Origin of the sequence: Streptomyces sp. NPDC047117 (genome assembly GCF_040643545.1) — a bacterium.
Taxonomy (GTDB): domain Bacteria; phylum Actinomycetota; class Actinomycetes; order Streptomycetales; family Streptomycetaceae; genus Streptomyces.
In genome coordinates, this window is the sequence record NZ_JBEYUN010000006.1 from 1 (window position 1) to 21,529 (window position 21,529).

A 21,529-nucleotide genomic window follows, 5' to 3' on the forward strand; every position below is an offset into this window, starting at 1 on the left:
GGTTGATAGGCCAGATATGGAAGCCCGGTAACGGGTGGAGTTGACTGGTACTAATAGGCCGAGGGCTTGTCCTCAGTTGCTCGCGTCCACTGTGTTTGTTCTGAAGTAACGAACTCGCCTTGTCGGCTGGAGTTCAACTTCATAGTGTTTCGGTGGTCATAGCGTTAGGGAAACGCCCGGTTACATTTCGAACCCGGAAGCTAAGCCTTTCAGCGCCGATGGTACTGCAGGGGGGACCCTGTGGGAGAGTAGGACGCCGCCGAACAAACTTTGAGGGAAAGCCCCGCACCGTATGGTGCGGGGCTTTTCTGCGTTTCGGGGCCGGTTCCGCCGGACGTCCTTCCTCGGACGCCCTTTAGGCTCGGGCTCATGCGATACGACCTGGTCATCTTCGACAACGACGGTGTGCTCGTCGACAGTGAGCCGATCTCCAACACGATCCTGGCCGGCTACCTCACCGAACTCGGGCACCCGACGACGTACGAGGAGTCCATCCGGGACTACATGGGATCCGCGATGCACCGGGTGCACGACCTCGTCGCGGAGCGGACCGGGCAGCCGCTGCCCGCGGATTTCGACAGCACCTTCCATGCGCGGGTCTTCGCCGCGTTCGAGCAGGAGCTGACGCCCATCGCCGGAGTACCGGAACTGCTGGCGGAACTGGCCGCGGCCGGCACCCCGTACTGCGTCGCGTCCTCCGGCAGCCACGAGCGGATCCGGGTCGGGCACCGGAAGACCGGGCTCGACCGGTGGTTCACCGACGAGCGCATCTTCAGCTCGGAGGACGTGGGCCGCGGCAAGCCGGCGCCCGACCTCTTCCTGTACGCCGCGGAGAAGATGGGCGTCGCCCCCGAGCGCTGTGCGGTCGTGGAGGACAGCCCGCTGGGCGTGCGTGCGGCGCGCGCGGCCGGCATGGACGTGTACGGCTTCACGGCCATGACCCCGGCCGAGCGGCTGTCGGACGCCACCGCCCTCTTCAGTGCGATGGACGGGCTTCCGGATCTTCTTGTGTGATTCATCTACCCATCGGTAGCGGGGAGTTCTACGCTGACCCGCCATGACCGCCGTTTCCGGGTTCAGCCCTGAGCCCCGCCTCCGGCGCGGCCGGGCCGCGCTCGCCCTGAGCTTCTTCGCCCAGGGCGCGGTCTTCGCGCTGCTCGTGACGCGGATCCCCGCGATCCAGGACCGGTACGGCATCTCCGACGGCCTGCTGCCCGCCTTCCTCGCCGCCGTGCCGATCCTGGCCGGCGTGGGCAGCGTGGCCACGGAACACCTGGTGAAACGGGTCAGGCCGGGGCTCGTCCTGCGGTGCGTGCAGCCGGTGGTCTGTCTGGCGCTCGTCGCCGTGGGGGCAGGCAGCGGCCTCGCCCAGGTGGCCGTCGCCATGGCGGTCTTCGGGCTGGCGGTCGGGGCGCTGGACGCCGCGATGAACATGCTGGGGGTGAGCCTGCAGCGCGCCTACGGGCGCAGCATCATGCTCGGCTTCCACGCGGCGTACAGCCTCGGCGGCATCGTGGGCGCCTCGCTGGCCTGGGCCGGCGCGCACTGGGAGCTGCCGCTGGCGGCGCTGTACGGGCCGGCCGCCGCGGTCGCGGTGCCGGCGGTGCTGATCGCCGGGCGCTGGTACGTGGACCAGGAGCGGCGCCCGGCGCACGCCGCGGGTACCGCCTCTACCTCCCTCTCCCTGCGGTTCCTTCTTCCCCTCTGCCTGGTCATGGCGTTCGCGTACATCGGGGACTCGACGGTCTCCAACTGGAGCGCGAAGTATCTGCAGGACGTCCTGGGCAGCTCGGAGCAGCTGGCGACGGTCCCGTACAACGTGTACATGGTCACCACGCTGCTGGGGCGGAGCGTGGGGGACCTGGGCGTGCGGCGGTTCGGGCCGGTGGCGGTGGTGCGCGCGGGCGCGGTGGTGGCCGCCGCCGGGTTCGCGGTCGTGGCGGTGGCTCCCGGCGCGTGGCCCGGCATGGCCGGCTTCACGCTGCTGGGGTTCGGGCTGAGCGTGATCGTGCCGCAGACGTTCGCGGCGGCCGGGCGCCAGGCGTACGAGGCGCACGGGGCGGCGCGCGGTCCGGAAGCGTCGGACGCGGCCGTCGCGCGACTCAATATCTTCAACTATGTGGGCTTTCTGATCGGTTCGCCGCTGGTGGGAGCGGTGGGGGACGCCTGGAGTTACCGCGGAGCAATGCTGATCCCGATGGTGCTCGTGCTGGTGACGCTGGTGTACGCCCCTTCCTTCGGCGGCGGGCGCGCCCGATACGGTGGCGGACATGAGCGGCCGCGCACAGCTGATGTGGGACGAGGCAGTAACGGGCTATGACTTCGGGCCCGGCCATCCGATGGACCCGGTACGGCTCGCACTGACGATGCGGCTGGTGGAGGCGTACGGCCTCCATCGCGCTCCGGTGCAGGTGGCGGCCGCGAAGGCGGCGGGCCTGTCCACGCTGCGGCTGGTGCACCGCCAGGACTACATCGAGGCCGTGCAGCGGGCCTCGGCCGACCCCAAGTCCGCCGACCCGGCGTACGGGCTCGGTACCGAGGACGACCCGGCGTTCGCGGGCATGCACGAGGCCTCGGCGCTGATCGCGGGGCAGTCGGTGGGCGCGGCGGAAGCGGTGTGGCGCGGGGACGCGCTGCACGCGGTGAACTTCGCCGGCGGGCTGCACCACGCGATGCCGGGCGGCGCGGCCGGATTCTGCATCTACAACGACGCGGCGCTGGCGGTCGCGCGACTGCTGGAGCTGGGCGCGCGCCGGGTGGTGTACGTGGATGTGGACGTGCACCACGGGGACGGCGTGCAGGCCGCGTTCTGGGAGGATCCCCGGGTCCTGACGATCTCGCTCCACGAGCATCCGCGCACCCTCTTCCCGCAGACCGGCTGGCCGGAGGAGACCGGTGCCGAGGGCGCCGAGGGCAGCGCGGCGAACGTGGCGCTGCCGGCCGGTACGGGTGACGAGGGCTGGCTGCGCGCTTTCCACGCCGTGGTGCCGGAGCTGGTGGCCGGTTTCCGGCCGGACGTGATCGTCACGCAGCACGGCGCCGACACGCACTTCGAGGACCCGCTGGCGCACCTGGCGGTGAGCGTGGACGCGCAGCGCACGGTGGCCGAGACCTGTCACCGGCTCGCGCACGAGCACTGCGAAGGCCGCTGGATCGCGCTCGGGGGCGGTGGGTACGCGGTGGTCGACGTGGTGCCGCGTACGTGGACGCACCTGGTCGCGATCGCGGCCGGGCAGCCGCTGGAGCCGAGGACGGACATCCCGGAGGAGTGGCAGCACGAGGTGTACCGGCTGACGCGGCAGCCGGGGCCGCGGCGGATGACGGACGGGCGGGATCCGGTGTTCCGGGAGTTCGCGGACAGCGGGTACGACCCGGCGGACCGGCTGGACCAGGCGATCCTGGCCACGCGCCGGGCGGTCTTCCCGGCGCACGGACTGCTGCCGTAGAGGCGGAGCGGGTCGGCCCACTTACGTACGCTTCGCGCCGCTCATCCCCCTCGAACGTGTGATTACCCATCAGTCAGGGCATGGGGTGGGAGTCCGGCGGCCAGCATGGGCGGCGTGTCGAGCACTGGCGCGCTGCGGGCGCATCTGGTCGGAGCACGGCTCGCGGGGATGATCGCGACCTCGCGGGAGAAGAGTCTGAACCGCTACCGCCTCTTTGCGGCGGGGGACCCGCGAGCGCTGATCGGGCTGGAGCCCGAAGGGGAGTGGTCCGTCGATGATCTGCTCGGGCTCATGGAAGCGCGATGCGGGGTTTCGGCCGATCCTGCGCATATTTCTGGCACAGATGTCATCGATCCGGACCGGACCGTGGCCGCGCTCGATGCGTTCGCCGACCGGCTCGGAGAAGCGGCCGGCAGCCGCTCGCCGGTACTGATCGGCACCGGCCATCCGGACCGTCTCACCGGCTTCTACAGCGGTCTCGCAGACGCTTTGTCGGCGGCTGGGTGCCCCGTCCTCACCCCTGCGTACGGCACAAGTATCGACATAATGACCCGCTTTGGGGTACGCACGTACAACCTTGGCTACGTACGAGGAGTCGCGCGGATGCGCGAACCGGGCGTGCGGGAGGGCCTCGGGGAGCCGGGAGTCCACACGCACTCCCCCCTCCCGGTTCGTAGTGCCCTTGGTGCTGCCGCAGACGCCGCCGGACCCCTTCCCGAGCTCGTGATCGGGGACCACGGATGGGTCTGCGGAGCAGGTCAGCTGGGCTTTGAGGCCATCGGCCTGGCGGATACGGACGATCCGGCACTGTTCGTCGGGCAGGCGGAGGGGCGGGTGTCCGTCGTAGTTCCGCTTGATGACGCTGTGCGGTCTGATTACTACCGACCGCTTACTCGCTATGTACTCAATCGAGCGTGTCTGTCACAGTAGGCGGCCGATGGCTACTCCTCTTCCCCACTCGCATCACCCGCCCCTAACCTGGGGAGTGAGCGCATAGCGACGAAGAGTCACCGGAGGGGAAGCCGGTGCCCGTCATGTGCGGAAGGACCAGGTGTGTCATGGCTGCAGACCAGAGGCCTCTGAATGAGGTCGTGTTCCTTACTGTGGCGGAAGTTGCCACAGTGATGCGAGTGTCGAAGATGACCGTGTACCGCTTGGTGCACAGCGGTCATCTGCCCGCGATCCGAGTGGGGAGGTCGTTCCGGGTGCCGGAGCAGGCGGTCCACGACTACCTCCGCGAGTCCTACGTGGGGGTGGAATCGGCCTGACGGGGGGCCTGACAGGCCCTTTCGGGGCCCGGTGAGGCCGTACGGAGGTCACGGAGACCCTCGGATTACGCCGTACGCTCGGCGCCAGGTAGGCTGGCCCGATGTAGGTAGTGTGGGCTCGGACGCCCCGCACCGAGTGATTCGAAGTGAGCGAGGGTAGTCGTGGGCTCTGTTATCAAGAAGCGGCGCAAGCGGATGGCCAAGAAGAAGCACCGCAAGCTGCTCAAGCGCACGCGTGTTCAGCGTCGCAACAAGAAGTAAGCGAAGCTGATCGCGACTCCGCAGCCCCCCACCGCACGGTGGGGGGCTGCGGTGCGTTCGGGGGCCGGCGAGTTGGGGGGCACGGTCGCCCGGAAGCGGGGTACCCGGCCCGGGCACGTGAGCGGCAGCCGGGGGCGGGGCGGCCGGGTGACGGGCTTGGCGAGGGCTCGGGTGACGGAGTTGTGCACAGGACCGGACCAGGCCGAAAGTCGCTCGGGGTTGTCCACAGGTCATCACAGCGCAACACCGACCGGATAGCGTGGGCCGCCACATCTCGGCACGTGCGGGGGCGGGCGGGGGACGATGGTGGGAAGGAAGGGCTGATCTTGGGCAAGGTCGTGCTCGTCACGGGAGTCGCACGTCAGCTGGGCGGCCGCTACGTCCGCCGGCTCCAGCGTGATCCCGACGTCGACCGGGTGATCGGCGTGGACGCCGTGCCGCCCGAGCACCACCTCGGTGGCGCGGAGTTCCTCAAAGCCGACATCAGACATCCGGCCATCGCCAAGGTCCTTGCCGAGACCGGCGTGGACACCGTCGTGCACATGGACATTCACGGGACACCGCTCGGTTCCCGCGGCAGCCGCTCGTCGGTCAAGGAGACCAACGTCATCGGCACGATGCAGCTGCTCGGCGCCTGTCAGAAGGCACCGCACGTCAAGCGGCTGGTCGTGAAGTCCTCCACGAGCGTGTACGGCTCCGCGCCCCGAGACCCCGCGGTCTTCACCGAGACCACCGGCGCCAAGTCGCTGCCCAGCGGCGGCTTCGCGAAGGACGTCATGGAGGTGGAGGGGTACGTACGCGGCTTCGCCCGCAGGCGCCCCGACGTCGCGGTCTGCGTGCTGCGGTTCGCCAACATCCTCGGGCCGTGCGCTGACTCCCCGCTCGCCGAGTACTTCTCGCTGCCCGTGCTGCCCACCGTCCTCGGATACGACCCGCGGCTGCAGTTCGTGCATGAGGAAGACGCGATCGAGGCGCTGCGCCTCGCGACCGCCGAGCCCCGCAGGGGCACGCTCAACAGCGGCACGTTCAACATCGCGGGCGACGGCGTGCTGCTGCTCTCGCAGTGCTCGCGGCGGCTGGGCCGGCCCACGCTGCCGCTGCTGCTGCCGACGGTCACCTGGGCGGGCTCGATGCTGCGCTCGCTCGGCATCACCGACTTCTCGCCGGAGCAGATCCGGATGCTCACGCACGGCCGGGTCGTCAGGACGACCCAGATGCGCGAGACACTGGGGTTCGACCCGGCGTACACCACGGCCGAGACCTTCGCGGAGTTCGTCCGCAGCCGCGGGCCCGGCCTGCTGCCGCCCGAGACCGTCTCCCGTACCGTCGACCGGCTCGCCGCGCTGCTGCCCGCAGCCAGTGCCCAGACCCAGTGAGGAGTTCACCCACGATGGCGGACGCCAAGGTCATTCCGTTCGGCGACGAGCCGCGCTCGCGGAGAAGGACCAAGCGGTCGGGGAGCGCGGGGCGGAACGGCGCGCTGGCGCCCGTACCGCCGCCGCGTCAGGAGGACCCGGAGGCCGCGGCCCCGCGGGAGGCCCCCGAGGAGCGGGGCGCGTCCTGGGAGCAGCGGATCGCCGGCGGGCTCAGCTTCCTGCGCAGACGACTCACCGGTGAGTACGAGGTCGACGACTTCGGGTACGACGAGGAACTCACCGACCAGGTCATGATGTCCGTGCTGCGGCCCCTGTACGACAAGTACTTCCGGGTCGAGGTCAAGGGCATCGAGAACATCCCCGACAAGGGCGGGGCGCTGATCGTCGCCAACCACTCCGGGACGCTGCCGCTGGACGGCCTGATGCTCCAGGTCGCGGTGCACGACCAGCACCCGGCGGGGCGCCATCTGCGGCTGCTGGCGGCCGACCTGGTGTTCATGCTGCCGGTGGTCAACGAGCTGGCGCGGAAGGCCGGCCACACCCTGGCCTGCACCGAGGACGCCGAGCGGCTGCTGGAGCGCGGCGAGGTGGTCGGCGTGATGCCGGAGGGCTTCAAGGGAGTCGGCAAGCCCTTCTCCGACCGGTACCGCCTGCAGCGCTTCGGGCGCGGCGGCTTCGTGTCGACGGCGCTGAAGTCCGGGGTGCCGATCGTGCCGTGCTCCATCGTGGGCGCGGAGGAGATCTACCCGATGATCGGGAATGCCCGGACGCTGGCCCGGCTGCTCGGCTTCCCGTACTTCCCGATCACGCCGACGTTCCCCTGGCTGGGGCCGCTGGGCGCAGTACCGCTGCCGACGAAGTGGACCATCCAGTTCGGCGAGCCGATCCCGACGGACGGCTATCCGGCCGAGGCGGCGGACGACCCGATGCTGATGTTCAACCTCACGGACCAGGTTCGCGAAACGATTCAGCACACCCTCTACAAGCTGCTGGTGCAACGGCGTTCGGTGTTCTTCTGACGCCCTCGCCCGGGCGGTGACGCGCCCGCCCGGACTGTGACGTGTGTGCCGGGGGTGCCCCGTGTTCCGGCCGGGCACCCCCGGGACAGACTTGGATCATGTCCAACACCCAGTACGTGAAGCTCGGATCCACCGGCCTGGACGTCTCCCGCCTCTGCCTCGGCTGCATGACCTACGGCGTGCCCGACCGCGGCCCGCACCCCTGGACCCTCGACGAGGAGCAGTCCCGCCCGCTCGTCTGGCAGGCCGTCGAGGCCGGGATCAACTTCTTCGACACCGCCAACGTCTACTCCGACGGCACCAGCGAGGAGATCGTCGGCAGGGCGCTCGCCGACTTCGCCCGGCGCGACGAGATCGTGCTGGCCACGAAGGTCAACGGCCGGATGCGGCCGGGCCCCAACGGCGCCGGGCTGTCCCGCAAGGCGATCATGACCGAGATCGACAACAGCCTGCGCCGGCTCGGCACCGACTACGTCGACCTCTACCAGATCCACCGCTGGGACCCCCGCACTCCGATCGAGGAGACGATGGAGGCCCTGCACGACGTGGTGAAGGCCGGCAAGGCCCGCCACATCGGCGCCAGCTCGATGTACGCGTGGCAGTTCGCCAAGGCCCAGTACACCGCCGAGCGGAACGGCTGGACCCGCTTCGCCACCATGCAGAACCACTACAACCTCCTCTACCGCGAGGAGGAGCGCGAGATGCTGCCGCTCTGCGCGGACCAGGGCGTGGGCGTCCTGCCCTGGAGCCCGCTGGCCCGCGGCCGGCTGACCCGGGACTGGGACACCACCAGCAACCGCGCGCAGACCGATGAGTTCGGCAAGACGCTGTACCAGGAGGGCGACCGGAAGATCGTCGAGGCGGTCGGTGCCATCGCCGCGGAGCGCGGTGTGCCGCGGGCGCGGGTGGCGCTCGCCTGGCTGCTGCACCAGGAGCAGGTGACCGCGCCGATCGTGGGCGCGTCGAAGGCGGGACACCTCGACGACGCGCTGGCCGCGCTGGAGCTGAAGCTCACCGCCGACGAGATCGAGCGGCTCGAAGGGCCGTACACGGCACGGCCGGTCAGCGGCCACTGAGAAGGGCCGCGCGGGGCAGGCGCGCGCGGGACGTACGGGCGCGGCCCTGCACCCGGTCCGTACGCCATGGCCGGGGGCCGCGCCCCTGCGCATGCGACGGCGCCGGACGTTCTTCTGGAGGGAAGGACCGGAAGAACACCCGGCGCCGCCGGGCCGCGGGCGGCGCGCTGCGCTCGCTGCGCGCCGCTACTCGTCCCGGCCGTCGACGCCGAGCCCCGGGAGCAGGTCCGGGAGCAGCGGCGGGATGGTGACATCCGGCTCGGCGGGCTCGTCGCTCTCGCGCTCACCCTTCGAGGGGGACGGGCTGTCCTGCTCCGGCGGGTCGAGCAGCCCGCCGGTGTTGCCGCCGAGCAGACCGTCGTCCTTCGAGGAGGACGACGAGGACGGCTCGGGCGAGGGCGAGTCGTGCTTCTCGCCGCCCGCCGACGGGCTGCCGGAGCGGGACGGCGTCGTCGACTGGTCCTGGTCCGTGGCGCCCGAGGCGGACGGGGTGCCGCGCCCGGTGCCCTCGTCGGCCTTCTTCGGCAGGAGCGGGCGCAGCGGCCCGACCTCCTCGTCTATGGCGTCGAAGACCGAGCTGACCTCGTGGGAGACGTCGGCGAGCTGGACCGGCAGCCGGTCGCGCAGCTGCACCCAGCCCTCGCGGTGCGAGGAGGTGAAGGAGTCCAGCGCCTGGATGGCGCCGAGCGAGCCGTCCCGCTCGTACGCGCCGTGCAGCAGCCGGTGGGCCGTGCCCGCGTCCTGGGTGACGCCCGAGAGGGACCTGCGTACCTCGTGGAGCGTCTCGTGCTCCAGCGGACCGGACTTCAGGCGCTCCACCAGCCGCCGGGCCTCGTGCATCCGGCTGGACGCCTGGTCGAGGTAGAGCCGGCCGCGGTCGGAGTCGTCCTCGGCCATGCCGAGCTTGAGGTCCTCCATGCCGCGCTTGAGGCCGTAGAGCGAATCGCCCGGCAGCGCGTCGGAACTGGCGGCGGCCACCCCGCTGAACGCGCCGGCCGCCACGCCGACCGTGAGCCCGCCGGCGGCGAGCCTCCGGGACAGCCGGGACCGTGGGCGCAGCCGCCCGAGTGACTTGGCGGCGCGGTGCGCGCCTCGCACGCCGCGCTGCTGGGGCACCTTCGCGCCGTCGGAGGGTGCGCCGCCTTCGGCGAAAGCGGCCTCCATCGCGGCGATGAGCTGTGCGCGTTGAATCGTGCGCGCTTCCGGGTCCATGGTCGGCTTGGGGAGCTCCCCCAGACCGCCGGCGACTGCCAGCAGCCGTGCCGTCTCGGGCTCAGCCGGCTCCGGCCCCGGTGTGTCGATCTGCTCATCGGCCGCGCCCCGGAGGTCCTGATCCTCCAGAGCCTGGGCGAAGGCGTTAGCCCGCCGGTGCGCCGATACGTTCGCGATCACGGGCGGCACCTCCTCTCATCATCCCGCTCGACTCCCCGGACTGGCTTGACGATCCAGCAGGGCCGGAAGGCTGCACACCCTGCACGCAACCACTCGATCGAGTGAGCGGCTGCGGGCATGGCATGTCCGCAGGGAGCCTGCATTCCGCACAACGAGCGGCGAGGTACTCGGGTTACGCCCTCACGATGATGTGACGGACCGGTACCGTGCGATGGCTGAAAGTGATGGCCTGGTCAAGGCTTGGCGGCACAATGGGAGTGCCGTGCGGGACGGATGTTCGGGCCGGGGGACGGCCGTTCGGGGGGTGAGGGGGACGAACGGGGACACGGAAGGGTGGGGGATGCTCAGCGTGCGTCGTCCGGCAGCAGGCGCGCGAGCGTCCGGACCGCGCGGTACTGGAGGGTCTTGATCGCTCCTTCGTTCTTGCCCATGACGCGGGCGGTCTCGGCGACCGACAGCCCCTGGAGGAACCGGAGCGTGACGCATTCCTGCTGTTGGGGGTTGAGTTTGCGGACGGCTTCGAGGAGGGCGGCATTGGACAGGGATTCGAGGACCGAGTCCTCGGGACTGCGCTCGACCTCGTTGGCGTCGAGCATCTCGCCCGTGGTCACCTCCAGACGGAAGCGCGAGGACTTGAAGTGGTCGGCGACGAGGTTGCGCGCGATGGTCACCAGCCAGGCTCCGAAGTCGCGGCCCTGCCAGGTGAAGGTGCCGATCCGGCGCAGGGCGCGCAGGAACGTCTCGCTGGTCAGGTCCTCGGCGGTCGCCCGGCCGCCGACGCGGTAGTAGATGTAGCGGTAAACCGTGTCGGCGTACTGGTCGTAGAGCCGGCCGAACGCGTCGGCCTCGCCCGCCTGGGCGCGCTCGACGAGGTCCATCATGCGACGGCTGTCGCTGTCGGCGGGGCGCCGGGCGGTGGTCGTGCCGCCGCGGCGGGTACGGCTGGTTGCGGACCTGGCGCCGACGGCGGTCCTGGCGTCCGCCAGGGCGTAGCAGGCGCTGGCGGGTCCGGCGGCAGGGGCTGGTGTGGCGAGGGCGGGGACGGCGTACGCGGTGGGGACAAAACTGCGCAGGTGGTCGACGAGCGTCGTACGCAGCGTAGCCAGGCCCGAGGCGTCAACCCCGACGTGTGGGTACACGGGACTCCCAGAGGCAGAGCTTCCATCACGTGCAGTGCGGGACCGTTCACCCGCGGTAGGGGCTTATGGGTTCCGGTTTGCGTCTGAGGAGAATAACGCTTCGTACAGGCAGCGCTACACCCAGTTGCTCAAATCGTCGATTCAGTCTGGTCTGTTACGTATTTCTGTTCGTTCAAGTATCGGATGTTGAACAGAAATTGATCAGAAAGTGTCGTGATCTGGCTGGTTGTAGGGCGTGTTGTGGCGCCGCGGGCGTCGCGCGGGTGCGTGGGGACCGGTGGGGTATGAAGAAGGTTTGCCCTGCACACAGCGGTACGCGTGTTCGTACGGGGCGCGCGGAGGCACCCTCAGGGGTGGCGCGGCGAAGGCCAGCGCGAAAAAAGTGACACGCGCCGTCCATCTGATCATCGACGGGCGACGCGCCCCCGGGCGTTTCGGTGACGGTGTGTAACGTCCATCCCCGCGCTGGAAGTTGGGCGGGCTTCCGGTTATAGGGCTCCGGTTGTGGAGCCCGCCCGGAGTGCGGGAGCTACCGGCGTCGGCGCTGCAGGGCCACCGCGGCCGCCGCGCCGCCCGCCACCGCGCCCACGCCGGCCGCCGCCGGAATGCCGATCTTGGCGGCCTTGCGGCCGGTGCGGTAGTCGCGCAGCCGCCAGCCGTGCTCGCGCGCGTGCTTGCGCAGCCGGGTGTCGGGGTTGATCGCGTACGGGTGGCCGACGAGCGAGAGCATCGGGATGTCGTTGGCGGAGTCGCTGTACGCGGCGCAGCGCTGGAGGTCCAGGCCCTCGGCCATGGCGAGCGCCCGCACCGCCTCGGCCTTAGCGGGGCCGTGCAGCGGTTCGCCGACGAGCTTGCCCGTGTAGACCCCGCCGACCGACTCGGCGACCGTGCCGAGCGCGCCGGTCAGGCCGAGCCGGCGGGCGATGATCGTGGCGGTCTCCACGGGGGCCGCGGTGACCAGCCACACCTTCTGGCCCGCGTCCAGATGGGCCTGGGCGAGCGCCCGGGTGCCGGGCCAGACCCGCTCGGCCATGTACTCGTCGTAGATCTCCTCGCCTATGGTCATCAGCTCGGAGACGCGGTGGCCCTGGACGATGGAGAGCGCGCTGTTGCGTACGTCCTCCATGTGCTCGGGGTTCTCCGAGCCGGCCAGCCGGAAGTACGCCTGCTGCCACACGAAGCGGGCGAGGTCGCGCTTGTGGAAGAAGTGCCGCTTGTAGAGGCCACGGCCGAAGTGGTAGATCGCGGCGCCCTGCATGACGGTGTTGTCCAGGTCGAAGAAGGCGGCGGCCTTGTCGTCGCCGACGACCGGGAAATCCGGCTCGGCGTCCTCGGCTTCGCTGTCGGCGGTCGCCGCGGCGGCCTCCGCCGCGGCCTGTGCCTCGGCCTCCAGGGAGCTCTTGCGGGCGGCCTCGGCCGCCGCCTCGCCGGCCAGCACGCTGCGTGCGGTGGCGGGGCGCCGGTGGCGGGTGAACCATCCCGTGACGAGGGACGGAATGCCCGTGATGAGGGACGCGCTGATGGGGCTCCTGCCGGGGCGGTGCTCGGGCGACGGGTGGGCCATACCGCGAGCATAGCCAGTTTGTTCGGTGCCCCTGGTTACGCACGCATGTCAGGCAGGCGCGGGGCTGCCGACGGTCGCGTTACGGCCACGCCGGGTATCCGCCGAGGGGGCGTGCGCGAACGGGCTCTCTGCGCCGCTTGTGCTCCCGCGCGCCGCGCGCGTACGCCCGTGCACCACGCCCCGCGCTTCCGTACGCCCCGCACGCACGCCCTTCAAGCGCCCGGCTCGGGTCCACCGGCAGGCGCCCGGCTTCAGGCCCCCAGGGCCTTGCGCAGCCGCTGCGGGTCCACGCGCCAGAAGTCGTGCTGTGCGCCGTCGACGAGGATGACCGGAATCTGCTCCCAGTATTTGCGGTACAGCTCCTCGTCCTCCGTGATGTCCTTCTTCTCCCAGGCGGCGCCGGTCTCCGCGCAGATCGTCTCGATCACTTGCTGGGCGTCGTCGCAGAGGTGGCAGCCGGGCTTGCCGATGAGCGTGACCGTCCGGTCGGCGGGGTTCTTGCGCTGGGTGCGGCGGAGAAGCGGGGCCATGTGCTCATTGTGCCTGGGCAGCGCCTTCCGCGTCGGTTTCCGGCGGCGGTATGACGGCCGTCACGAGCCTTCGGGCAGCGCGTTGGTTTCCCGTACCATCGATGGTCGATTTGTAGGTGTACGGGGGTAAAACAGCAAGGAGAGGCGCGGCGTGTTCCCGTTCACGGTCCTGCGTTATCCACGCGAAGAGTGTGAACGGAGTGGCGCAGGATGTGGTTCCGCGAATTGCCGCAATAAGTGCGTGACACCGGTCACGTTGACGGGACAAAGCGGACACCATCTTTGTGCACGCGTTCACAAAGACATAGCCTGCTATCGACAGGGCGGTCTTGAGACATTTGGCCGTCCAAAGCCCCGCTCTACCCGCAGGAGCACCGTGGCAACTGGCCGAACTCACCGACCGGCGACCCGAAGCCGAGGGATCCCCGAGGCCACCGTCGCCCGGCTTCCGCTGTATCTGCGTGCACTGACCGCGCTCTCGGAGCGTTCGGTCCCCACGGTCTCGTCCGAGGAGCTGGCCGCCGCGGCGGGGGTCAATTCCGCCAAGCTGCGGAAGGACTTCTCGTACCTGGGCTCGTACGGCACGCGTGGTGTGGGCTACGACGTGGAGTACCTCGTCTACCAGATCTCCCGGGAGCTCGGCCTCACGCAGGACTGGCCGGTTGTGATCGTCGGTATCGGTAACCTCGGCGCCGCGCTCGCCAACTACGGCGGCTTCGCCTCCCGCGGCTTCCGTGTCGCGGCCCTGATCGACGCCGACCCGGCCATGGCCGGCAAGCCCGTCGCGGGCATCGCCGTCCAGCACACGGACGAGCTCGAAAAGATCATTGATGACAACGGCGTCTCGATCGGCGTGATCGCGACTCCCGCGGGCGCGGCGCAGCAGGTCTGCGACCGCCTCGTGGCCGCCGGCGTCACCTCCATCCTGAACTTCGCGCCGACCGTGCTCTCCGTCCCCGAAGGGGTCGACGTGCGCAAGGTCGACCTCTCCATAGAGCTGCAGATCCTCGCCTTCCACGAGCAGCGCAAGGCCGGCGAGGAGGCCAGCAGCCAGGACGCCGCGCAGCCCGCCACGACACCGGTGCGCCCGGCGCCCGCCGACGACTCCGACCGCAAGGGACCCGACGGGGACGTACCCGCCGTGATGCCGGCATGAGCGAGCGCAGCATGGGGGTCCCCCCGGTCGGAGACTGGGGGAGAATCATCGAAAGGTGCGTCACAGGCGCAGGCTGTGCCTCGCGAAGCGAGGTGCAAGCATGAGCCTTCTTGTTGTCGGCCTTTCGCACCGCAGTGCGCCGGTCAGCATCCTGGAGAGGGCCGCGCTCGCGCCCGACTCCCGCGGCAAGCTGCTGCAGGACGTCGTGTCGGCCGAGCCGGCCGCCGAGTCGGCCGTGCTCTCCACCTGCAACCGCATCGAGCTCTACGCCGACGTGGACAAGTTCCACGCCGGTGTGGCCGAGCTGTCCACGCTGCTCGCCCAGCACAGCGGCGTCAGCCTCGACGAGCTCACGCCGTACCTCTACGTCCACTACGAGGACCGCGCCGTCCACCACCTGCTGTCGGTGGCCTGCGGCCTGGACTCCATGGTCGTCGGCGAGGGCCAGATCCTCGGCCAGATCAAGGACGCGCTCGCCCTCGCGCAGGACCAGCACACCGCCGGGCGGCTGCTGAACGACCTGTTCCAGCAGGCGCTGCGGGTCGGCAAGCGCGCGCACAGCGAGACCGGCATCGACAAGGCCGGCCAGTCCCTGGTCACCTTCGGCCTGGAGCAGCTCGCGGGCGCGGCCGGCGGTCACGAAGCGCACTGCATCCTGGTCGACGACGCCGTCCCCGACGCCACGGCCCCGCTCGGCACTCCGGGCGTGGACGCCTGGGCCCGCGGCAAGCGGGCCCTGGTCATCGGTGCGGGTTCGATGTCCTCGCTCGCGGCCGCCACCCTCGCGCGGGCCGGCGTCACCGAGCTGGCCGTCGCCAACCGCACCCTGGACCGGGCCGTACGGCTCACCGCCCTGCTCGAAGAGCAATATGGACACGGCCTCACCGAGCCGGGCAGCCCCGGCCGGGCCAACGGCCTTGTCGCGCGCGCCGTCCCGATGTCCGAGGTGCAGGCCGAGCTGGCCGCGGCGGACATCGCGATCTCGTGTACGGGGGCGACCGGACTCGTCCTCACCGGCGAGGCGGTCGCGGCGGCCGCCGAGGGCCGCGAGGACCGGGAACTGGCCCTGCTCGACCTGGCGATGCCGCGCGACATCGACGGCGCGGCCCACCGGATCGAGGGCGTGCACCTCGTCGACATCGAATCCCTGGCCGACGCGTCCGCCGACGCTCCCATGGCGTCCGATGTGGACCAGGTGCGCGGCATCGTCTCGGAGGAGGTCGCGGCCTTCGGCGCGGCCCAGCGCGCCGCGACGATCACCCCGACCGTGGTCGCCCTGCGCACCATGGCCGCCGACGTGGTCGCTGCCGAGATCGCGCGGCTGGACGGCCGCCTGCCCGACCTGGACGACAAGCAGCGCGCGGAGATCACCCAGACCGTCCGCCGGGTCGTCGACAAGCTTCTGCACGCGCCCACCGTGCGGGTCAAGCAGCTCGCCAGCGAGCCCGGCGGCGCCGGGTACGCCGACGCGCTGAGCAAGCTCTTCGACCTCGACCCCCAGACGGTCGCCGCCGTCAGCCGGGCCGACACGCGCGCGGACAGGCACGACACAGCACGGGAGCAGCGCTCATGAACGACCAGGCATTGCGACTCGGGACACGGCGCAGCAAGCTCGCCATGGCCCAGTCCGGACACGTCGCCGAGGCGGTGCGCCAGGTCACCGGGCGCCCCGTCGAGCTGGTGGAGATCACCACGTACGGCGATGTCTCGCGCGAGCAGTTGGCGCAGATCGGCGGTACCGGCGTCTTCGTCTCGGCCCTGCGCGACGCGCTGCTCAGCGGCGAGATCGACTTCGCCGTCCACTCGCTGAAGGACCTGCCGACCGCGCAGCCCGCCGAGCTGACGCTGGCTGCGATACCGGTCCGCGAGGACCCCCGGGACGCGCTGATCGCCCGCGACGGCCTGACGTTCGAGGAGCTGCCCGACGGGGCGCGGGTCGGTACCGGCTCGCCGCGCCGCATGGCGCAGCTGAACGCCTGGGCCCGGTCGCTGGGCCGGCGCATCGAGACCGTACCGATCCGCGGGAACATCGACACCCGTATCGGTTACGTCGAGAAGGGAGAGCTCGACGCGGTCGTACTGGCCGCCGCCGGGCTCAACCGGATCGGCCGCATCGGCGAGGCGACGGAGCTCCTCTCGCCGGACGCAGTTTTGCCTGCCCCCGGTCAGGGGGCGCTTGCGGTGGAGTGTGCTGCCACAAACGAGCATCTCGCCGCCCGGCTCGCAGAGCTCGACGACCCGGTGACCCGGGCCGCCGTGACCGCCGAGCGTTCCCTGCTCGCCGCTCTGGAGGCCGGCTGCTCCGCACCTGTGGGTGCGCTGGCCGATCTCCAGGACGGCGACCGGGCTGTCACCGAATTGCGCCTGCGTGGTGTCGTCGGCACGACCGACGGCAGCGCGCTGGTGCAACTGTCCACCACCGGACACGTACCCACCTCCCGCGACGACGTTTCCGTACCGGCGACCATGGGCCGTGAGCTCGCCGCCGAGATGCTCGCCAAGGGTGCTGCCGGTCTTATGGGGGAGCGAGCACTTTGAACCCCACCGCCCCGAACCACCCCGCCGCCGGCCAGGTCACCTTCCTCGGTGCCGGGCCGGGAGATCCCGGTCTGCTCACGCTGCGCGCCGTGGAGGCGCTGTCCCACGCGGACGTGCTGATTGCGGACCCGCAGGTGCTCGACGTCGTCCGCACGCATGCCCGTGCGAACGTGGACACACCGATGCAGGCCTCAGCTGACGAGGCGTCAATCCCCGCCGACGTCCCCACGCTTCGGGACACGACCAATCTTGTCATGGGGGCCGCGCGCACCGGCAAGCGGGTCGTGCGTGCCGTGTCCGGAGACCCCGGCCTGGACGCCGATGTGGCCGAGGAGATGCTGGCCTGCGCCTCCGAAGGCATCGGCTTCGAGGTCGTGCCGGGCGTCGCCGCCGCGGTCGGCGTGCCCGCGTACGCCGGCGTGCCGCTGCGTGACGCGCAGGGCACCGACGTCCGCTTCGTGGACGCCCGTACCGCCGACGACCGCTGCTGGTCCGAGGTCGGCACGAGCGACGCGACCGTGGTCGTCTCCACCACCCTCGACTCGGTGGCCGCGGCCGCCGGTGAGCTGGTCTCGGCGGGCCGGAAGCCCGACACGCCGCTGACCGTCACCATCGCCGGTACGACCACCCGCCAGCGCACCTGGACCGCCACCCTCGGCACCATCGCGCAGACGCTCAAGGCCGCCAAGGTGCTGCCGTCGCCGGACGGCGGCCAGCCGGTCATAGCCGTGGTCGGCGAGCGCAGCTCCGCCGCCCGGCGGGACCAGCTCTCCTGGTTCGAGTCCAAGCCGCTGTTCGGCTGGAAGGTGCTCGTACCGCGGACCAAGGAGCAGGCGGCCTCGCTCTCCGACCAGCTCGTCTCGTACGGTGCCGTACCCCACGAGGTGCCGACGATCGCCGTCGAGCCGCCGCGTACGCCCCAGCAGATGGAGCGCGCGGTCAAGGGCCTGGTCACCGGCCGCTACGAGTGGATCGCCTTCACCTCCGTCAACGCCGTGAAGGCCGTCCGCGAGAAGTTCGAGGAGTACGGCCTGGACGCGCGCGCCTTCGCGGGCATCAAGGTCGCGGCCGTCGGTGAGCAGACCGCCAAGGCGCTCGTCGCCTTCGGCGTGAAGCCGGACCTGGTCCCCTCCGGGGAGCAGTCGGCCGCCGGCCTCCTGGAGGACTGGCCGCCCTACGACCCGGTCTTCGACCCGATCGACCGCGTCTTCCTGCCGCGCGCCGACATCGCCACGGAGACCCTGGTCGCCGGGCTGATCGAGCTGGGCTGGGAGGTCGACGACGTCACCGCCTACCGGACGGTGCGCGCGTCGCCGCCGCCGGCCACCACCCGCGAGGCCATCAAGGGCGGCGGCTTCGACGCGGTACTTTTCACCTCGTCTTCGACGGTGCGGAACCTCGTCGGCATCGCGGGCAAGCCGCACAACGTGACCGTGATCGCCTGTATCGGCCCGGCCACCGCCAAGACCGCCGAGGAGCACGGGCTGCGCGTGGACGTGATGTCGCCCGAGCCCTCGGTGCACAAGTTGGCCGAAGCGCTCGCGGACTTCGGAGCGGCGCGGCGTGCTGCCGCGGTCGAGAACGGTGACCCGGTCACCCGTCCCAGCGAGCGCCGGCCCGGATCGCGTAGGAGGGCCCGCAGTTGAGCACCACGTACGGACGATTCCCCGGAGCACGGCCGCGTCGGCTGCGCACCACGCCGGCCATGCGCCGCATGGTGGCCGAGACCCGGCTCCACCCGGCCGACCTGATCCTCCCCGCGTTCGTCCGCGAGGGGATCTCCGAGCCGGTGCCGATCGGCTCGATGCCGGGCGTTGTCCAGCACACCCGTGACACCCTGCGGAAGGCCGCCGTCGACGCGGTCTCCGCGGGCGTCTCCGGGATCATGCTCTTCGGCGTCCCGGAGGAGTCGAAGAAGGACGCGAACGGCACGGTCGGCACGGACCCGGACGGCATCCTCCAGGTCGCCCTCCGCGACGTGCGGGAGGAGGTCGGCGACGATCTCGTCATCATGTCCGACCTCTGCCTGGACGAGTTCACCGACCACGGCCACTGCGGTGTCCTCACGCCGGACGGCCGGGTCGACAACGACGCCACGCTGGAGCGGTACGCGGAGATGGCCCGGGTCCAGGCCGAGGCGGGCGCCCACACGGTCGCGCCCAGCGGCATGATGGACGGCCAGGTCCGCGTGATCCGTGAGGCGCTGGACGGCATCGGCCACCAGGACGTCTCGATCCTGGCGTACACGGCGAAGTACGCCTCCGCGTTCTACGGCCCGTTCCGCGAGGCGGTCGGCTCGTCGCTCAAGGGCGACCGCAAGACCTACCAGCAGGACGGCGCGAACGCCCGTGAGGCGCTGCGCGAGCTGGCCCTCGACCTCGAAGAGGGCGCCGACATGGTCATGGTCAAGCCGGCCATGCCGTACCTGGACATCCTGCGGGATGTCGCGGAGTCGGTGGACGTGCCGGTCGCCGCGTACCAGATCTCCGGGGAGTACGCGATGATCGAGGCCGCCGCCGAGAAGGGCTGGATCGACCGTGACGCGGCGATCCTGGAGGCCCTGACCGGCATCAAGCGGGCCGGTGCGCAGAACATCCTGACGTACTGGGCGACGGAGGTCGCACGCCGCCTCTGACGGCTGCGCCGCCGGTCTTCCGGCTTTCCGGGCCCCTGCTGCCGTGACGGTGGCGGGGGCCCGGCTGCCGTTCGCGTACGGGTACGTGTCACCGGCCCGCCGCGGTGGCGAAGTGCGCGTCGATCGAGGAGATCCGCCCCTGCCCGTCGAAGCGGATGCTCACCGGCGTGCCGTCGGGCAGGACGACGGAGAACCCGTCCTCCGTCCGCTGGAGCTCCACGCCGTGGCGGCCGAAGTACCCGGTGACCACCTGGCTCTCCGCGCCCCCGAAGATGCCCGCGCCCGTCATCAGGATGCGGGGCAGCTTGACCGGGTCGGGCGAGGCCCGCGGCACCTGCGGATCGTTCGGTACGAAGTACACCCGCGCCTCCGGGCTGGCCTGCGCGCCGATGTACCCCGGCGCGCCCAGCACGCTCATCGCGCCGAAGGCGAGCGTCTCCGCCGCCATACGGGGGTCCGGCGCGCCGGACAGGTTCACGAGGTCGCTGGTGAACTCGGGGATCTGCTGCTCGTGCCCGAACCGCCGCACGGCGTGCGCGGCCCCGGCGACGGGCTTGTTCCCGAACCCCGGATTCGCCCACCCCCACAGCCACGACCCGTCTCTGACGTCCCACGTCCCGAGCACGGATATCTGCAGTTCCTGCCGTCCCTGGCGATAGGAACACTGATCGAGATCGGCGCTCCAGTCCCCTTCGGGCAGAAATGCGTTGAACGTTTCGAGCTGTTCCGCACCCCAAGCGGCATAAGGCTGAACCGTCCGGACAAAAGCCTCACTGAATGCTGAGCTGTTCATCCCCCGACCCTACGAAGGCCGCTGGCGCGGCGAGAGATCCGGGGCGACGGTGAGGGGCGTTTGCGCGCCTAGGCCGGGTATTCGCGCGTCGCGGCGAATGCGGTGAAATTTGCCCACGTGGCGGGAGTGACGGACAGGTGGGGCCCGTCGGAGTCCTTGGAGTCCCGGATGCGGACGGCGGTGGGCTGTACGGCGATCTCGACGCAGGTGCTGCCGGCCTCGCTGCCGCTGTAACTGGACTTGAACCACGACAGCCCCGGGTTCATCGCTGCTCCCGGGCGAACGCGGTGAAGTCTGCCCAAGTGCCCGAGGCGACGACCAGATGGGGCCCGTCGGTGTTTTTGGAGTCGCGAATGTGGACGGTGGCGGGCTGTACGGCGATCTCGACGCAGGTGCTGCCGCCTTCTTCGCCGCTGTAGCTGGACTTGAACCACTTCAGTGCGGCACTCATCGCTCTCCTAGCAGCCGGTCCAACAAGCCTTTGGTTTCTGCGGGGTTGAGGGCTTGCGTCCGCAGCATCGCATACTTCATTGCCAGTCTGCTCACGTCGTCCGGGGCGGAGATGAACTGGCTGCCACGGTGGGTGTCGGTGTAAGCGAGAAGCTGGTGGTCCTGGGTTTCCAGCAGCACGAAGGGGCCGCTGAGCCCGGCGTGCGTAGTCTGGCCGAAGGGCATGATCTGGAGCGATACGCCAGGCAGGCCGGCGCAAACGCGTAGCTGCTGCAGCTGTTCCGCGTACACCTCGTCGCCGCCGAGTCGGTCCATCAAGGCCGCCTGGGAAACGATGAAGTGCGCGGTGAGCGGGATTTCGCGACGAAGGATCGCCTGCCGCTCGATTCTTGCCGCGACCAGCTCTGCGATTTCCTGATCGGAGTACATCGGCAGCCGGGTGCGGAACACCGCGCGAGCATAGTTCTCGGTCTGGAGCAGGCCGGGGACGACTAGAACGTCGTACGAGTAGTGCGTGAAGCAGGCCCGCTCGTTGTCGACGAACTCGGCGCCCCACACCGGGTATTTCTCCGCTTCCGGCATGTACTCCACCGACACCGCCAGCACGCCTCTCGTGCCCAGTTCCAAATCCAGGCGTTCGGCCAGGTCCCCCTTCAGCGGGCGTCTGCCCTGCTCGATCGAGGCGATGGTCTCCTCGCCGATGTTCAGGCGGTCGGCCAGCTCCCGCTGGGTGTACCCAGCAAGGCGGCGGAACAGGGCCAGTTGGGCGCCGACGAGGCGTTGTGAGGACGCGTTCTTCCGGGGCTGCATGGTGACCCACTCCCACCATTTTCCGCGTCCTATCCGCGCCGTACCCGTACAGCGAATCTGTACGGGTACGGCGAGT

The 21,529-nt window shown here is 70.5% G+C and carries 22 protein-coding genes and 2 rRNA genes; 16 read left to right on the plus strand and 8 right to left on the minus strand.

The annotated features are described in order from the left end of the window. The 11 genes from ABZ840_RS12820 to ABZ840_RS12870 all read left to right on the plus strand — a co-directional run. Positions 1–74: ribosomal RNA gene (locus ABZ840_RS12820) — 23S ribosomal RNA — on the plus strand; the annotation flags it as partial. 74 nt (positions 75–148) lie between these two features. Beyond that, positions 149–265, plus strand: a 5S ribosomal RNA gene (gene rrf, locus ABZ840_RS12825). Between the two features lie 104 nt (positions 266–369). After that, the gene (locus tag ABZ840_RS12830; protein ID WP_361557786.1) at positions 370–1,014 is read left to right on the plus strand and encodes an HAD family hydrolase; all 645 of its coding nucleotides are present in this window, start codon (positions 370–372) and stop codon (positions 1,012–1,014) included. Between the two features lie 43 nt (positions 1,015–1,057). Further along, entirely contained in the window at positions 1,058–2,320 is a 1,263-nt protein-coding gene (locus ABZ840_RS12835) for an MFS transporter (protein ID WP_361557789.1), read from the plus strand. Beyond that, complete coding sequence (locus ABZ840_RS12840; RefSeq protein WP_361557792.1) at positions 2,271–3,446, plus strand: acetoin utilization protein AcuC; 1,176 nt, start codon at positions 2,271–2,273, stop codon at positions 3,444–3,446. The genes ABZ840_RS12835 and ABZ840_RS12840 overlap by 50 nt, the downstream gene beginning before the upstream one ends. 114 nt (positions 3,447–3,560) lie before the next feature. Next, positions 3,561–4,376, plus strand: a complete 816-nt coding sequence (locus tag ABZ840_RS12845) for a phosphatase (RefSeq protein ID WP_361557795.1) — start codon at positions 3,561–3,563, stop codon at positions 4,374–4,376. A 128-nt stretch (positions 4,377–4,504) separates the two neighbouring features. After that, positions 4,505–4,714 (plus strand): helix-turn-helix domain-containing protein, encoded by a 210-nt coding sequence (locus ABZ840_RS12850; RefSeq protein WP_014144137.1) that lies wholly within the window; start codon positions 4,505–4,507, stop codon positions 4,712–4,714. A 162-nt stretch (positions 4,715–4,876) separates the two neighbouring features. After that, on the plus strand, positions 4,877–4,975 hold the full coding sequence (locus ABZ840_RS12855; RefSeq protein ID WP_003948845.1) for an AURKAIP1/COX24 domain-containing protein: 99 nt from the start codon (positions 4,877–4,879) through the stop codon (positions 4,973–4,975). Positions 4,976–5,301: 326 nt separating this feature from the next. Then, on the plus strand, positions 5,302–6,351 hold the full coding sequence (locus ABZ840_RS12860; protein WP_361557798.1) for an NAD-dependent epimerase/dehydratase family protein: 1,050 nt from the start codon (positions 5,302–5,304) through the stop codon (positions 6,349–6,351). 14 nt (positions 6,352–6,365) lie between these two features. Further along, entirely contained in the window at positions 6,366–7,370 is a 1,005-nt protein-coding gene (locus ABZ840_RS12865; RefSeq protein ID WP_361557801.1) for a lysophospholipid acyltransferase family protein, read from the plus strand. Positions 7,371–7,468: 98 nt separating this feature from the next. Next, the gene (locus ABZ840_RS12870) at positions 7,469–8,446 is read left to right on the plus strand and encodes an aldo/keto reductase (protein ID WP_361557804.1); all 978 of its coding nucleotides are present in this window, start codon (positions 7,469–7,471) and stop codon (positions 8,444–8,446) included. Positions 8,447–8,632: 186 nt separating this feature from the next. Here the strand turns inward: ABZ840_RS12870 and ABZ840_RS12875 are convergent, their stop codons facing one another. The 4 genes from ABZ840_RS12875 to ABZ840_RS12890 form a co-directional block, all read right to left on the minus strand. Then, entirely contained in the window at positions 8,633–9,838 is a 1,206-nt protein-coding gene (locus ABZ840_RS12875; protein ID WP_361557807.1) for a DUF5667 domain-containing protein, read from the minus strand. 344 nt (positions 9,839–10,182) lie between these two features. After that, positions 10,183–10,977 (minus strand): ECF subfamily RNA polymerase sigma factor, BldN family, encoded by a 795-nt coding sequence (locus ABZ840_RS12880; protein ID WP_361557810.1) that lies wholly within the window; start codon positions 10,975–10,977, stop codon positions 10,183–10,185. A gap of 529 nt (positions 10,978–11,506) precedes the next feature. After that, on the minus strand, positions 11,507–12,541 hold the full coding sequence (locus tag ABZ840_RS12885) for an HAD-IB family hydrolase (protein WP_361557813.1): 1,035 nt from the start codon (positions 12,539–12,541) through the stop codon (positions 11,507–11,509). Between the two features lie 251 nt (positions 12,542–12,792). Next, entirely contained in the window at positions 12,793–13,071 is a 279-nt protein-coding gene (locus ABZ840_RS12890) for a glutaredoxin family protein (RefSeq protein ID WP_361557816.1), read from the minus strand. A 376-nt stretch (positions 13,072–13,447) separates the two neighbouring features. On the opposite strand from ABZ840_RS12890, the gene ABZ840_RS12895 reads away from it, so the two are divergent. The 5 genes from ABZ840_RS12895 (at position 13,448) to hemB (ending at position 19,400) form a co-directional block, all read left to right on the plus strand. Next, on the plus strand, positions 13,448–14,227 hold the full coding sequence (locus tag ABZ840_RS12895; RefSeq protein ID WP_361557818.1) for a redox-sensing transcriptional repressor Rex: 780 nt from the start codon (positions 13,448–13,450) through the stop codon (positions 14,225–14,227). A gap of 100 nt (positions 14,228–14,327) precedes the next feature. Further along, entirely contained in the window at positions 14,328–15,800 is a 1,473-nt protein-coding gene (locus tag ABZ840_RS12900) for a glutamyl-tRNA reductase (RefSeq protein WP_361557821.1), read from the plus strand. Further along, positions 15,797–16,765 carry a hydroxymethylbilane synthase gene (gene hemC, locus ABZ840_RS12905; protein ID WP_361557824.1) on the plus strand — a complete coding sequence of 323 codons (969 nt, stop codon included), beginning with the start codon at positions 15,797–15,799 and terminating at the stop codon, positions 16,763–16,765. The genes ABZ840_RS12900 and hemC overlap by 4 nt, the downstream gene beginning before the upstream one ends. Further along, positions 16,762–18,411 (plus strand): bifunctional uroporphyrinogen-III C-methyltransferase/uroporphyrinogen-III synthase, encoded by a 1,650-nt coding sequence (locus ABZ840_RS12910; protein ID WP_361557827.1) that lies wholly within the window; start codon positions 16,762–16,764, stop codon positions 18,409–18,411. The genes hemC and ABZ840_RS12910 overlap by 4 nt, the downstream gene beginning before the upstream one ends. After that, complete coding sequence (gene hemB / locus ABZ840_RS12915; protein WP_361557830.1) at positions 18,408–19,400, plus strand: porphobilinogen synthase; 993 nt, start codon at positions 18,408–18,410, stop codon at positions 19,398–19,400. Before ABZ840_RS12910 ends, hemB begins: the two co-directional genes overlap by 4 nt. An 88-nt stretch (positions 19,401–19,488) precedes the next feature. Here hemB and ABZ840_RS12920 read toward each other — a convergent pair whose 3' ends face one another. From ABZ840_RS12920 to ABZ840_RS12935, 4 genes are all read right to left on the minus strand, one after another. Continuing rightward, positions 19,489–20,193, minus strand: coding sequence for a DUF6882 domain-containing protein (locus tag ABZ840_RS12920; RefSeq protein WP_361557833.1), 705 nt, complete (start codon positions 20,191–20,193; stop codon positions 19,489–19,491). A gap of 68 nt (positions 20,194–20,261) precedes the next feature. Further along, entirely contained in the window at positions 20,262–20,459 is a 198-nt protein-coding gene (locus tag ABZ840_RS12925; protein WP_361557836.1) for a DUF397 domain-containing protein, read from the minus strand. Continuing rightward, positions 20,456–20,644 carry a DUF397 domain-containing protein gene (locus ABZ840_RS12930; RefSeq protein ID WP_361557839.1) on the minus strand — a complete coding sequence of 63 codons (189 nt, stop codon included), beginning with the start codon at positions 20,642–20,644 and terminating at the stop codon, positions 20,456–20,458. The genes ABZ840_RS12925 and ABZ840_RS12930 overlap by 4 nt, the downstream gene beginning before the upstream one ends. After that, the gene (locus tag ABZ840_RS12935) at positions 20,641–21,453 is read right to left on the minus strand and encodes a helix-turn-helix transcriptional regulator (protein WP_361557842.1); all 813 of its coding nucleotides are present in this window, start codon (positions 21,451–21,453) and stop codon (positions 20,641–20,643) included. Before ABZ840_RS12935 ends, ABZ840_RS12930 begins: the two co-directional genes overlap by 4 nt. Positions 21,454–21,529 lie beyond the last annotated feature (76 nt).